The sequence below is a fragment of the Sphingomonas glacialis genome, assembly GCF_006439055.1.
Lineage (GTDB): Bacteria > Pseudomonadota > Alphaproteobacteria > Sphingomonadales > Sphingomonadaceae > Sphingomonas > Sphingomonas glacialis_A.
The window spans coordinates 839,433-852,943 of the sequence record NZ_RCZC01000002.1; the positions used below are offsets into that span (position 1 = coordinate 839,433).

Consider the following 13,511-nt stretch of genomic DNA (forward strand, 5'->3'; position numbering starts at 1 on the left):
TCTGCACTATCTGCAACGCAGCATGACGACCCTGACCCATCTCCAACGGCTTGAGGCCGAGAGCATCCACATCCTGCGCGAAGTCGTCGCCGAGGCCGAGCGCCCGGTGATGCTCTATTCGGTCGGCAAGGATTCGGCGGTGATGCTCCACTTGGCGCGCAAGGCCTTCTTCCCCGGCAAGCCGCCCTTCCCGCTGCTCCATGTCGACACGACCTGGAAATTCCGCGCGATGTACGATTTGCGCGAGCGCGCGGCGGCCGCGGCGGGGATGGAGCTGATCGTCCACAAGAACCCCGACGCGGTGGCTCAAGGCATTAACCCGTTCGACCATGGCAGCCGCCACACCGACATGTGGAAGACCGAAGGACTCAAGCAAGCGCTGACGGAGGGCGGCTATGACGTCGCCTTCGGCGGCGCACGCCGCGACGAGGAGAAGAGCCGCGCCAAGGAGCGGATCTTCAGCTTCCGCTCGGCGAGCCAGCGCTGGGATCCCAAGGCGCAACGCCCCGAATTGTGGCACCTCTACAACGCCAAGAAAGCGAAGGGTGAGAGCATCCGCGTTTTCCCGCTGTCGAACTGGACCGAGCTCGACATCTGGCAATATATCCTTGCCGAGCAGATCGAGATCGTCCCGCTTTACCTCGCCGCCCCGCGCCCGACGGTCGAGCGCGACGGGATGCTGCTGATGGTTGATGACGAGCGCTTCCGGCTCGAACCCGGCGAAGTCCCGGTCGAGCGCTCGATCCGCTTCCGCACGCTCGGTTGCTATCCGCTGACCGGCGCGGTCGAGAGTGAAGCGACGACGCTGCCTGAGGTGATCCAGGAAATGCTGCTCACCACCACCTCCGAACGCCAGGGCCGCGCGATCGATCACGATCAGAGCGCCAGCATGGAGAAGAAAAAAGCCGAGGGGTATTTCTGATGGCGACCAAACCAGACCTCGTCGCCCCGGCGAAGGCCGGGGCCGCCGCGTTGGAGCGCCAAACGCCAGCCACCACGCCGCCGTCCGGCGACCCCGGCCTTCGCCGGGGTGACGAATACGCTCCCGACGCGCTGATCACATCGGACATCGACGCGTACCTCCTGCAGCACCAGCACAAATCCCTGCTGCGCTTCATCACCTGCGGCTCGGTCGACGACGGCAAATCGACCCTGATCGGCCGCCTGCTCTACGATTCGCGCGCGATCTTCGCCGATCAGCTCTCCGCGCTCGAGGCCGACAGCAAGCGCGTCGGCACGCAGGGGCAGAACATCGACTTCGCGCTGCTCGTCGACGGCCTCGCCGCCGAGCGCGAGCAGGGCATCACGATCGACGTCGCCTATCGCTTCTTCGCGACCGAAAAGCGCAAGTTCATCGTCGCCGACACGCCCGGCCACGAGCAATACACGCGCAACATGGTGACCGGCGCCTCGACCGCCGACGCCGCGGTGATCCTGATCGATGCGCGCAAGGGCGTGCTGCCCCAAACCCGCCGCCACAGCTTCCTCGTCCAGCTGCTGCGGCTGCGCCATGTCGTGCTCGCGGTGAACAAGATGGACCTGATCGATTACGACCAGTCGGTGTTCGACACGATCGTCGCCGACTATCGCGCCTTCGCCAGCGCGATCGGGATCGAGCAGTTTACCGCGATCCCGATCTCGGGCTTTGCCGGCGACAATGTCGCAAGCCCGTCGGCGGCGATGCCGTGGTACGACGGCCCGACACTGATCGAGCATCTCGAAACGATCGACGTCGAAGCCGACGCCGCGCAGGCGCGCCCGTTCCGACTGCCGGTGCAATGGGTCAACCGCCCCGACCTGGATTTCCGCGGCTTCTCGGGCCTGATCGCGAGCGGCAGCGTGCGCCCGGGCGATGCGGTCCGCATCCTGCCCTCGGGCCGCACAACCACGGTCGCACGGATCGTGACGATGGACGGTGACCTGCCCGAAGCCGTGGCCGGCCAGTCGGTTACGCTCACACTCGCCGACGAGGTCGATTGCTCGCGCGGCGACGTGATCGCGCTTGCCGATGCGCCGCCTCAGGTCGCCGACCAGTTCCGCGCGACGCTCGTCTGGATGTCCGAAACGCCGCTGCTGCCGGGGCGCAGCTATTGGCTCAAGCTCGGCACGCAGACCGTCGGCGCGACCGTCCAGGAACCGCGCCACGCGATCGACGTCAACACGCTCGCCGAGCTCTCGGTCAAGACGCTCGGGCTCAACGATATCGGCGTCGCCGAGGTCTATACCGACCGCGACATCGTGTTCGAACCTTTTGCCGATGGCGCCGATCTCGGCGGTTTCATCCTGATCGACCGCGCGACCAACGCGACGGTCGCCGCCGGAATGCTCGATTTCGCGCTGCGCCGCGCGCAAAACGTCCATTGGCAGGCGGTCGACATCACCAATGCCGCGCATGCCCAGCAGAAGGGGCAGGTGCCGCGGCTGCTGTGGTTCACCGGCCTGTCGGGCTCGGGCAAATCGACGATCGCCAATCTGGTCGAGAAGAAGCTGTTCGCGCTCGGCCGCCACAGCTTCCTGCTCGATGGCGACAATGTGCGGCACGGGCTCAACAAGGATCTCGGCTTCACCGACGCCGACCGGGTCGAGAATATCCGGCGGATCGGCGAGGTCGCCAAATTGATGACCGATGCCGGGCTGATCGTCCTCACCGCCTTCATCTCGCCGTTCCGCGCCGAGCGCGACATGGTGCGCGCGATGCTGCCCGAGGCGTTCGTCGAGATCTTCGTCGACACCCCGCTCGCCGAAGCCGAGGCGCGCGACGTGAAGGGTCTGTATGCCAAGGCGCGCGCGGGGACGATCGCCAACTTCACCGGCATTTCGAGCCCGTATGAGGCGCCCGAACACCCCGATATCCGCGTCGATACGACCCGAGAAAGCCCCGAGGCGGCCGCCGAGCGCATCGTCGAACATATCATGGGCGTCTGGACCCACGACCTGTGAGCGACCAGACCGACGCCCAACTCGCCCGCTCGGTGGCGCTCGCCGCGGCCGAGGTCCTGCGCGACCTGTGCGTGGCGGGCGCCTGCCCGGATACCGAACTGGGCGACCGCGGCGACAAGGATGCCAATGCGCTGATCCTCCGCCTCCTCCATGCGGCACGGCCCGACGATTATGTCCTGTCGGAAGAAGCCGCCGATGACGGCCTGCGCTGCGCCGCGCGACGCGTCTGGGTGGTCGACCCGCTCGACGGCACGCGCGAGTTCCGCGAACGGCGCGAGGATTGGGCGGTGCATATCGGCCTCGCGATCGACGGCGTGCCCGTCACGGGCGCTGTCGCGCTACCTGCGGCGCACCGCGTCTTTGCGACCGACGATGCGCCACCGGCGTTCGCCCCTGCCCCCCAGCGCCCGCGGATGGTCGTCAGCCGCTCGCGCGCGCATCCGATCGTTCTGGCGGTCGCCGAGGCGATCGGCGCCGAGCTGGTGCCGATGGGTTCGGCCGGCGCCAAGGCGATGGCGGTGGTGCAAGGCGATGCCGAAATCTACCTCCACGCCGGCGGGCAATATGAATGGGACAATTGCGCGCCGGTCGCGGTCGCGCTGGCGGCCGGCCTGTTCGCGTCGCGAATCGATGGCAGCGCGCTGGTCTATAACTGCCGCGACCCGCTGCTGCCCGATCTGCTGATCTGCCGCCGCGAATATGCCGAGCAGGTGCTGGCGGCGGTCGCCGCGGCGACGCACCTGCTGCCCTAACCCCGCTACGTCACCCGGGGGTCGTCCCGGGCGCCGCCGAGACACACGGCGGGCCAGCGAAGCCCGCGCTTTCGTAGCGCTACACCTCACCCAACTTCGTCACCCCGGGCTCGTCCCGGGGTCCACCGTGCCGCACAGCATGCCCGCGAAGCTCGCGTGGCACGGTGGACCCCGGCACAAGGCCGGGGTGACGGTCGTAAGCGCTGCACGGAGCCGACACCCCCAAAACGCAGAAAAGCCGGGACATTTCTGTCCCGGCTCATCGCCCGCCATTCGGCGGAAAAGGTTGGTGCACCCAGAGCGATTCGAACGCCCGACCCTCAGATTCGTAGTCTGATGCTCTATCCAGCTGAGCTATGGGTGCAGTGGAGTGGCGCTGTTAGCGGCGTCTTTCGGGGGACGCAAGGGCGTTGCGTCACCTTTCTTGCCAGCATAGAGAAATTATCGATGACCCAGCCGCTTTTGCCCGCCCGCCCCGCCGCTTTTGCGCTGGTCCTGACCGCGATCCTCGGGGGGTGCGCCGCGCAGACCTCGATGCGCTACCCCTCGCTGCTGCCGCGCGCGATCGAATCGCGCAGCGATGCCGAGCCCGAAACGGCGGTCGCGCTCGCCGATCCCGAGCCCTCGACCGATTCGGCGCTGGCCGAGCTGCACAAGACGCTCGACCGCACCGCCGCCGATTTCACCCCCGCTGCGGCACGCGCCGAGCGGCTCGCCGATGCCGCAAAGGGTGACGCACCCGGCGGCGAGCGCTGGATTGCCGCGCAGACCGCGCTCGCCGAGCTCGACGGCTATCGCGCGACGACTTCGGCCACGCTCTCCACGATCGATACGATGGCCTCGGACCGCATCACCGGCGGCAAGCCCGACTATCCGGCGATCGCGACGCTCCAGAGCGCGGCACAGGCCGCCTTCGAGGCGCAGAGCGCCCGCATCGCCGCGATCGGCGCGAAGCTGCCCGGCGCCTAGTCCCTGCCGCTAGCGCACGCCCCTCGAACCTAGCGCAGCCCTTTGAGCAGCGGCAGGATCGTCGAATAGTCGTCGCTCCATGGCGTGAAGCCCGGACGCAGGGGCACGGCGCGCCACGCAGCATTGCGCTGCTGCAAGGCGGCGATCACGCCCGCATCGTGCGACAGCGCGACCCATTGCGACTTGGTCGCGACGGCGCTGTCGGCCCCGGCCGGATTGTAGAAGAGCTGTACCGCGTGCCATCCGCCGCCCGCCGCCGCTGCCGCGACGACAGGCTCGAGATCGAGAAAGCGGTTCGAGATGTGGACCATCAACAGGCCGCGTGGTGACAGCACACGCGCGTAACTGGCGAACGCCTCGCGCGTCATGAGGTGCATCGGCACCGAATCGGACGAGAAGGCATCGAGCGCGAGCAGATCGAGCGATCCGCCGGCTGCGCGCGCGAGGTTGAGCCGCGCGTCGCCGAGCACCACCGTGGCACCCGGCAGGCAGCGCGACAGGAAGCTGAACCGCGTCCGCGCGATCTGGACGATCGCCGGATCGATCTCGTAGAAGCGCCAGTCCTGGCCGGGCCTGGCATAACAGGCCAGCGTTCCCGCCCCCAACCCGACCACGCCGATTCGCGCGCCGGGCCCATAGAGCGCGGGAGCCGCCAGCATCGCCTGGCCGACGCCCGAACCCGGCACGTAATAGGTCGTCGGCGTGCGCTCCCGCGCGGGCGAGCCGAGCACCTGCATGCCGTGGACCGTCGTGCCGTGCGCGAGTTGCCGCTCGTGCGGATTCCCGCGGACGGTATAGATGCCGAAATAGCTGCGTGTACGCGCATGCGGTTCGAGCGAGATCACCACCGCGCGATAGCCCCCGAACGCGATCAGCGCGCCGAGCACGGCGATCCCGAAGGCGCGGCGCGAGCCCATCGCAAGCACGCCGACGCCCACCATCACCAGCAAGGCGACCTGCTGCATCGGCCCGGGCCGTTCGACCGAGCTCGGATAGCTGAGCACGAGCGCGACGAGCGCCAGCACCGCGATCGCGACGACATACAGCAGGATCCGCTGACGCTGCGCATTGCCGTCCCACAGCCGCGCGATGATGCCGAGCACGGCCTGTTGCGGCGTCAGCAGCGCGGCCGCGAGCAGCAGGATCGGATATTCATAGGTCCAGTCGAACAGCAGCGGCGCGAGCAGCGCCGAGAATACGCCGCCGAGCGCCCCGCCGACCGACATCGCCAGATAGAAGCCGGTCAACCGGTCGGGGTCGGGCCGCAACCGATACAAGGCGGTGTGCAACGCGACCGACACGAGAAACAACAGCGCCAGCGCCATGATCGCGCCGAGCATCGGCATCCCGGCCATCCCGCCGACGAGCAGCCCGCCGAACAGCAGGATCGCCACCGGTGCGATTCGCGTCTGGAGGTCGGCGGTGGTGCGGTCGCTGGCAAAGGCGATCGTGAAGCTCAGCAGGTACAGTCCGAGCGGGAGCACCCACAAGAGCGGCATCGCGACGATATCGGTGGTGATCAGCGTCGACGTCGCGAGCATCAGCCCCGACGGCACCATCGCCAGCGCGATCCAATGCACGATGCGCCACCGTCCCGGCGCGGGCGAGGTCGCGCGCGGCGCGGCCTCGACGCTCGGGCCGCGCTGCGGCATGGTCGCCGCGCACAACGCCACCAGCAGGCCGACCAGGATATAGCCGCTGCTCCACAGCGCGCGCTGGCCGTATAAAGCGAGGCCGGGCTCGACGAACAAGGGGTACGCGATCAACCCGGCAAAGCTCCCGAGGTTCGACGCGGCATAGAGCGCGTAAGGGTTGTCGCCGTGGCGCGTCAGGCTGAACCAGCGCTGCAGCAGCGGCGCCTGTGCCGAGATCGCGAAGAACAGCGGCCCGATCGACAGGCCGAGCAGCCACGGCACCCAGATCGCGGGCTGCGCGGTCGGGCTCGGCTGGAGCGACGTCAGGCCGATCGGCAGCCATAGCCCCGCGACGAGCAGAACGCCGAGATGCGTCATCGCCTGCCCGCGCGGGGTCAGCCGGCCGAGCCAGTGCGCATAGCCGTACCCCGCCAGCAGCAGCGCCTGATAGACGAGCATCGCCGAGTTCCACACCGCCGGCGCCCCGCCGAGCCGCGGCAAGGCCATCCGCGCAACCATCGGCTGAACGAGGAACAGCAGGAACGAGCTCGCCAGGATGGTCAGCACGAACAAGGGCCGCGCAAAGCGCGCGGGAGCTCGGAGGGTCGTCATGCGGTCGGCCGATCGATGCGATAGAGGATGTGGCGCCGGAGCGGGTCGCCCGCGGCCAGGTCGGGATGGTCGAAATCGGCGTCGGCGACGCGCGTCATGCCGAGGCGTTCCATGAGGCCCCAGCTTCGCGTATTGGAGGGGACAGTGATCGCGACGATTTCGTCGAGCGGCGTATGCGTCCACGCCCAGTAAAGACACGCCAGCGCGGCTTCGCGCGCATACCCTTGCCCCCACCGTGCATGAGCGAGCCGCCAACCAATATCCGTTCGGCCAGCGATCGGCATCGGCGGCCGCTGCAGTTCGAGCCCGCAAAAGCCGATCACCTGCGCCGTCGCGCAATGCTCCATCGCCCAGTAGCAATAGCCGTACTGCGCCTGATCAGCCTGCTGGCGCGCCATCGCGGCCGCGACCTGGGCCTCATCCTGCGGTGGTCCAATCGTTGCCATCACGCGCGGGTCGCGGCAGATCTCTAGCAACTCCGGTAGGTCGTCCCGACGCCAAGGCCGGAGGATCAGTCGCTCGGTTTGGATCATGGCCGGTCGATCGCATAGACGATCATGTCGCCGATCGGATCGTCGCTCTCGAGAAAGCGCGGATGGCGAAAGTCGAGATCGGGCCGGCGCGTCATGCCGATCCGAAACATCAGTCCCCAGGACGGCGCATTGCCGGGATTGGTCCAGGCGGCGATCGTCCGCGCCGGCGTGTTCGCCCAGCCCCAGTCGCGGCTCGCCTCGGCCGCCTCGCGCGCGATGCCCTGCCCCCAATAGCGCTCGGCGATCCGCCAGCCGAGTTCGTACATGCCGTCGACCGGCGTGTCGGGATGGCCCCCGATCCGCAGCCCGCAAATCCCGACAAGCGCGCCGTCGCCCCTGGTCTCGACCGCCCACATACAATGGCCGTCCGCGGACTGCTTCGCCATCTGCGCGTCGATCAGCGCATCGATTTCGACGCGGGGACGGACACCGCCGAAATGCGCCATCATGGCAGGCGTGTTGACGAGACCCGCGAACGCCGGCTTGTCGTCCTCCCGCCAGGCGCGCAAACGCAGACGCGGCGTCTCGATCATGCGCGCGGACGGTCGATCACATACACCACGCTGTCGCGCAGCCGATGTCCCTCGGCAAAGGCGGGATGCTCGAAATCGAGCGCAGGCACGGCGTGCATGCCGATCCGCTCCATCAGGCGCTGGCTCGCGATATTCACCCGCGCGGTGATCGCGACCACCTGAGCGTCGCGGCAGTTCGGCCACGCCCAGGCGAGCACCTCGGCGGCGGCCTCGCGCGCATAGCCCTGCCCCCAATGCGCCGCGCCGAACATCCAGCCAATCTCGAGCGCGCCTGCCAGCGGCGTTTCCGGGTTACCGCGTTTCAGCCCGCAAAAGCCGAGCGGCACACCGTCCAGTGTGCGCTCGACCAGCCAGAAACCGAGACCTTCGCTCCGATAGCCATCGTGCCGTGCGATCGATGCGTCGGCTGCGGCTTCGTCCATATCGGGGGCGAGATCGGCCATCACCTGCGGATCGCCGAACCAGCCATGCAGCGTCGCGCGGTCGCCCGCGCCGGGGACGCGCAGCCGCAACCGCTCAGTCTCGACGACCGCGTCGATCACGCGTTCAGCAAGCGCGCCGCATGCGCCGCATGATAGGTCAGCACGCCCGAGCAGCCCGCGCGCTTGAACGCCATCAGCGTCTCGAGCACCATCGGGTCGCGCTCGGCGGCGCCGGCCGCGACCGCGGCCTCGATCATCGCATATTCGCCGCTAACCTGGTACGCGAACACCGGCACTTCGAACGCCGCTTTCACGCGCGCGACGATGTCGAGATACGGCAGCCCGGGCTTGACCATCACGCTGTCGGCGCCCTCGGCAAGATCGAGCGCGACCTCGCGCAGCGCCTCCTCGGCATTGGCCGAGTCCATCTGGTAGGTCTTCTTGTCGCCCTTCAAAAGCCCGCGCGAGCCTACCGCATCGCGGAACGGACCGTAGAAGGCGCTCGCATATTTGGCCGCGTAGGACATGATCTGAACGTTGTGGTGCGAGTCTCCTTCGAGCGCCTCGCGGATTGCGCCGATGCGCCCGTCCATCATGTCCGACGGCGCGATGATGTCCGACCCCGCCGCCGCCTGGTTGAGCGCCTGCCCGACAAGCGCGTCCGAGGTCGCGTCGTTAAGCACATAGCCTGCCGCATCGAGCAGCCCGTCATGGCCGTGGCTGGTATAAGGATCGAGCGCGACATCGGTCAGCACGCCGATCTCGGGCACCGCATCTTTCAGCGCGCGAACGGCCCGGCACATCAGATTGTCGGGGTTGAGCGCTTCCTCGCCCATCTCGCTGCGCAAATGGCCCGGCGTGTTGGGGAACAGCGCGATGCACGGGATGCCGAGATCACGCGCTTCACGCCCCCGTGCGACGATCCCGTCGACCGACCAGCGCGACACGCCGGGCAGCGAGGCGATCGGCTCCTCGACGCCCGAACCCTCAGCGATGAACAGCGGCCAGATCAGATCGGCCGGGGTAAGCACGGTTTCGGCATAAAGCCGCCGACTCCAGTCGGATGCACGAGTGCGACGAAGGCGAAGCGCAGGATATTGAGCGGTCATGCCCCGCGTTCTGGAACCTCGCGCGGACGGGTGCAAGCGCCTAAGCGCGCCCAGCGTTCTGCACGCCCGGCCTTGCGGCGCAGCACCAGCCAGAGCCCCGCGATCCCGACCAGGAACAGCGCCCAGGTGGCTGGCTCGGGGATCGCCGTCGGCGTTCCGCTTGAGGGTGCGGTGTTGGCCGGCGGGTAATAGGTGCCGGTATAGGTGCCCTGCTGCATCGCGCCGTTCTGCACGAGATTGCCGAACACCGCCGATCCCTGGACCGCGTTCGACATCGTGGCGTTGGCCTTGGGCGCCAGCACCGACCCGCCCCAGGCGGTCGTCAGCGCCAGCGCCGTCGCATCGGCGAAATTCCAGATGACGTGCTCGCCCAGCCCCTGCGTGCCGCCAAGGAAATTGTCGTTGAGCGTGACCGCGCTGCCGCTGACGTTGACGATCGCGGTGTCGGCACCGTTCAGATTGAAGGCGATCTCGCCGATTTTATCGAGCTGCGCCGAGGTGATGTTGAACACCGCGACGCCGCTCGCATCGGGCGTCGCCGAGAACACGCCCTTGTTGCCGCTGATCGTCATGGCGCTGTTCGCCGTAAGCCCGGCGAGCGATCCCGACAGATCGGTCAGGCTGCTCGCGAGCACGCTCTTCTGCTGGTTGAGATCGGCCGAAAAGCTGCCGCTCGCGCTGAGCCCCGACGTCACGGTGTTCTGGTTGACGTTGGTGTTGCTGATCGTCCCGCCGACCTGCACGCTTTGCACCGTGCCGTTCAGGTTGAAGCCGCTCGTGACGTTCCCGCCGACCACCGCGCCCGCGCCGTTGTTGAGGTTCTTCGTGCCGCCGGTGACGTTCCCAACCACGATCAGCCCCGGCGTATCCGCCGCCGGGCTCGTCGGCGTGGCGTTCTGATAGTTGGACGAATTGCCCGTGAGGTCACCCCCGACGAAGGTCCGCCCCGCCACTTCCGACGACGATTCCAGATTACCGAGCACGACCAGATTGTAGGTGCGCAGCGCATCGGTGCCCGTCACCGTCTTGGCGATTGCCGCGGCGGACAGGCACAGCAGCGATGCGCCCACCATCAGGCGGGCGGCAGAACATGGGGTGCGCATCGCGTTTCCTTGTTGAAGGAGTCGTGCGTGGACCCTGTTGGACGCGATAGATAGGCGTAATATGGACCAATCAGCCCGACGGGTGCAGCCGCCCCGCCGGTTCGGCCGAGCTCGGCACCTGCTCTTCGGCACGTTCGGCCGGCACGACGAGCCGCTCGCTGCGCCAGCCACCATAGCGATAATACCACAGCCCCATCACGAAATTGGCGCACGAACCGAGCGGGAAGCTCCACCACAGCGCATCCGCCCCCATCGTCGGCTGGAACAGCAGCGCAAAGCCGATCCGCACCGGATACATCGCGACGAACAGCATGATCAGCGGCGCCCACACCGCGCCGTTCGCGCGCACCGTCGAGAACAGCACCATCGTCATGCCGAAGACGATGAAGTTCCAGCTCGCCAGCACCTGGATATGCCGCGCGATCGGGATCGCCGGGCTCTCGCTGCCGAGGAACAGCCCCATCACCGGCCGGTCGAACGCGATGATCGCGACCACCATCGTCGAGGTCAGCACCGCGCTGAAGATCAGCCCCGCGCGCGTGATCCGGTCGACCCGGTCCCAGAAGCCCGCGCCGATATTCTGCGCCGCCATGCTGCTCACCGCCGCGCCGACTGCCAGCGCCGGCATCTGGATATAGGCCCATAGCTGGAGCGACACGGCGTACGCAGCCGTCGTCTCGATGCCGTAGCGGTTGACGAGGCCGGTCATCGTCAGCGCGGCGACCGACATGACGAGCATCTGCGCCCCCATCGGCAGGCCCTTCGACAGGATCGTCCGCGTCAGCGCGAGGCTTGGGATCAGGTAGGACAGCTCGTGCCCGCGCAACCGGATCGGCAGGTCGCGCAGATAGACATAGGCGAGCAGCCCGAGTGCTGCGACATGCGCCGAGATCAACGTCGCGGTCGCCGAACCGGCGATCCCCATCGCGGGCATGCCGAACCAGCCGCGGATGAATACGGGGTTGAGCCCGCTGTCGAGCAAAACGCTGAGCAGCGTGAACCAGAGCGGCGTGATCGAATCGCCGATCCCGCGCAGCGCCATGCTGAGCAGCACGAGCAGCATCGAGGCGGGCAGCCCGAGGAAGATCACGCGCAGATAGGCGAGCGCGAGCGGCATTACGGTCGGCGGCGTCGCCAGCACGCGCAGGATGTCGGGGGTGAAGATCCAGCCTAGCGCCGCGACCACCACCGCGCCGCCCATCACCAGCCCGATCGACGCACCGAACGCGCGGCGCGCCGCCTCGACGTCGCGCCGGCCCATGCTCTGGCCGATCAGGATGGTCGAGGCCATACCGAAGCCGAACACCAGCGCGAACATCAGGAACATGATCGTGTTGGCATTGGCGGTCGCCGCGACCGCGCCCTCGCCGAGGAAGCGGCCGACCCAGATCGTGTTGATCGAGCCGTTGAGCGACTGGAGGATGTTCGAGCCGAGCGTCGGCAGCGCGAAGGCGAGCAGCGTCATCGCGATCGGCCCGGTGGTCAGGTCGCGCTGACCGCGGCGCGTCGGGGAGCTTGCCATCGTCGTCTCTACTCCCCTTCGTCACCCCGGCCTTGTGCCGGGGTCCACCGTGCCGCGAGAGCAACGCTGCCCGCTCGTGCGTCACCGTGGACCCCGGCACAAGGCCGGGGTGACGACTATCCGATTTCAGCCCAGCCGGTGCAGCGCCGCCGTCAACCGCTCGGCCTCGGCGGACTTCTCGGCATGATCGGCCCGCGCCTTCTCAACCGCCTCGGGCTTCGCGCGTTCCACGAAGCTCGCATTGCCGAGCCGCCCGGCGAGCGCATCGCGCTCCTTGGCGGCCGCGGCGATCGCCTTGGTCAGGCGGTCACGCTCGGCACCGAGATCGATCACGCCTTCGAGCGGCAGCACGAAGGTCGCGCCATCGACCACCACCTGCAACGCGCCACCACCGGGCGCATCCTGCACCACGCTCGCCCGCGCCAGCCGCGCGATCGCCGGCGCCTGCCGCTCGAGCCGCGCGAGCGTTTCCGCATCGGCGTCCCGGACATGCATCTGCATCCGCGTGCCCGGCGCGATGTTGACCTCGGTCCGCGCCGCGCGGATTTCCGACACCAATCGGATCAGCCAGTCGATCTCCTTGCTCGCCGCCGGATCGAGCGAGCGCGCATCCGCCATCGGCCATTTGGCGACGATTAGATCGTTCTCGCGCGGGCCCATCGCGTGCCAGAGTTCCTCGGTGATGAACGGCATGAACGGGTGGAGCAGCACGAGGATCTGGTCGATCACCCAGCCCGCGACCAGCTTGCTCTCGGGGTCGATGCTGCCCTTTTCGTCGCCGTCGAACACCGGCTTGATCAGCTCGAGATACCAGTCGCAGAAGCGGCTCCACACGAACTGATAGACCGCATTCGCCGCACCATCGAAGCGCAGGTCGGCAAGCGCGAGGTCGACCGCCTGGACGCACGCGATCGTCTCGGCGATGATCCACTTGTTGACCGCGAGCTCGGCCGCGGGCGCTTCCATGTGCGTACTCGCGACGATGCCGTTCGACTGGGCAAAGCGGCACGCGTTCCACAGCTTGGTAGCGAAGTTGCGATAGCCCTCGACGCGCTTCTCATCCATCTTGATGTCGCGGCCCTGGCTCTCCATCGCCGCCATGAAGAAGCGCAACGCATCGGCGCCGTACTGGTCGATCAGCCCGAGGGGGTTGACGACATTGCCCTTCGACTTGGACATCTTCGCGCCATCGGCAGCGCGGACCAGACCGTGGAGGTAGAGCTTCTTGAACGGCACATCGCCCATGAAGTGGATGCCCTGCATCATCATGCGGGCGTCCCAGAAGAACAGGATGTCGAAGCCGGAAATGAGGACGTCGTTGGGATAGCGGCCGTGCAGCGTATCCCTCCCCTCCCGCNATCCATCTTGATGTCGCGGCCCTG

General features: G+C 67.7%; 11 protein-coding genes, 1 tRNA gene and 1 pseudogene. 4 read left to right on the forward strand and 9 right to left on the reverse strand.

The window, feature by feature from the left end; translation table 11 throughout:
- Positions 1-22: 22 nt before the first annotated feature.
- From cysD to EAH76_RS07825, 3 genes are read left to right on the forward strand one after another with little or no spacing between them, the layout of a single operon-like run.
- Positions 23-922 (forward strand): sulfate adenylyltransferase subunit CysD, encoded by a 900-nt coding sequence (cysD, locus tag EAH76_RS07815; RefSeq protein ID WP_140849696.1) that lies wholly within the window; start codon positions 23-25, stop codon positions 920-922.
- Positions 922-2,940, forward strand: coding sequence for a sulfate adenylyltransferase subunit CysN (gene cysN / locus EAH76_RS07820; protein WP_241659600.1), 2,019 nt, complete (start codon positions 922-924; stop codon positions 2,938-2,940). The genes cysD and cysN overlap by 1 nt, the downstream gene beginning before the upstream one ends.
- Positions 2,937-3,692, forward strand: coding sequence for a 3'(2'),5'-bisphosphate nucleotidase CysQ (locus tag EAH76_RS07825; protein ID WP_140849697.1), 756 nt, complete (start codon positions 2,937-2,939; stop codon positions 3,690-3,692). Before cysN ends, EAH76_RS07825 begins: the two co-directional genes overlap by 4 nt.
- A gap of 287 nt (positions 3,693-3,979) precedes the next feature.
- Here the strand turns inward: EAH76_RS07825 and EAH76_RS07830 are convergent.
- Positions 3,980-4,056 (reverse strand) — tRNA-Arg (locus EAH76_RS07830).
- An 83-nt stretch (positions 4,057-4,139) separates the two neighbouring features.
- Here EAH76_RS07830 and EAH76_RS07835 point away from each other — a divergent pair.
- Positions 4,140-4,661 (forward strand): hypothetical protein, encoded by a 522-nt coding sequence (locus EAH76_RS07835; protein WP_194150954.1) that lies wholly within the window; start codon positions 4,140-4,142, stop codon positions 4,659-4,661.
- A gap of 29 nt (positions 4,662-4,690) precedes the next feature.
- Here the strand turns inward: EAH76_RS07835 and EAH76_RS07840 are convergent, their stop codons facing one another.
- The 8 genes and pseudogenes from EAH76_RS07840 to EAH76_RS07875 form a co-directional block, all read right to left on the reverse strand.
- Positions 4,691-6,907, reverse strand: a complete 2,217-nt coding sequence (locus EAH76_RS07840) for a spermidine synthase (protein WP_140849698.1) — start codon at positions 6,905-6,907, stop codon at positions 4,691-4,693.
- Entirely contained in the window at positions 6,904-7,440 is a 537-nt protein-coding gene (locus EAH76_RS07845; RefSeq protein ID WP_140849699.1) for a GNAT family N-acetyltransferase, read from the reverse strand. Before EAH76_RS07845 ends, EAH76_RS07840 begins: the two co-directional genes overlap by 4 nt.
- Entirely contained in the window at positions 7,437-7,973 is a 537-nt protein-coding gene (locus tag EAH76_RS07850) for a GNAT family N-acetyltransferase (RefSeq protein ID WP_140849700.1), read from the reverse strand. Before EAH76_RS07850 ends, EAH76_RS07845 begins: the two co-directional genes overlap by 4 nt.
- The gene (locus tag EAH76_RS07855) at positions 7,970-8,515 is read right to left on the reverse strand and encodes a GNAT family N-acetyltransferase (protein ID WP_140849701.1); all 546 of its coding nucleotides are present in this window, start codon (positions 8,513-8,515) and stop codon (positions 7,970-7,972) included. Before EAH76_RS07855 ends, EAH76_RS07850 begins: the two co-directional genes overlap by 4 nt.
- Positions 8,512-9,504, reverse strand: coding sequence for a porphobilinogen synthase (gene hemB, locus EAH76_RS07860; RefSeq protein WP_140849702.1), 993 nt, complete (start codon positions 9,502-9,504; stop codon positions 8,512-8,514). The genes EAH76_RS07855 and hemB overlap by 4 nt, the downstream gene beginning before the upstream one ends.
- The gene (locus EAH76_RS07865) at positions 9,501-10,607 is read right to left on the reverse strand and encodes a choice-of-anchor A family protein (protein WP_347233090.1); all 1,107 of its coding nucleotides are present in this window, start codon (positions 10,605-10,607) and stop codon (positions 9,501-9,503) included. The genes hemB and EAH76_RS07865 overlap by 4 nt, the downstream gene beginning before the upstream one ends.
- A 70-nt stretch (positions 10,608-10,677) precedes the next feature.
- Positions 10,678-12,129: an MATE family efflux transporter gene (locus EAH76_RS07870; protein WP_140849703.1), complete on the reverse strand. Its 1,452-nt coding sequence runs from the start codon at positions 12,127-12,129 to the stop codon at positions 10,678-10,680.
- A 126-nt stretch (positions 12,130-12,255) separates the two neighbouring features.
- A pseudogene (locus tag EAH76_RS07875) lies at positions 12,256-13,455 on the reverse strand (class I tRNA ligase family protein); the annotation flags it as partial.
- Positions 13,456-13,511: the final 56 nt, after the last annotated feature.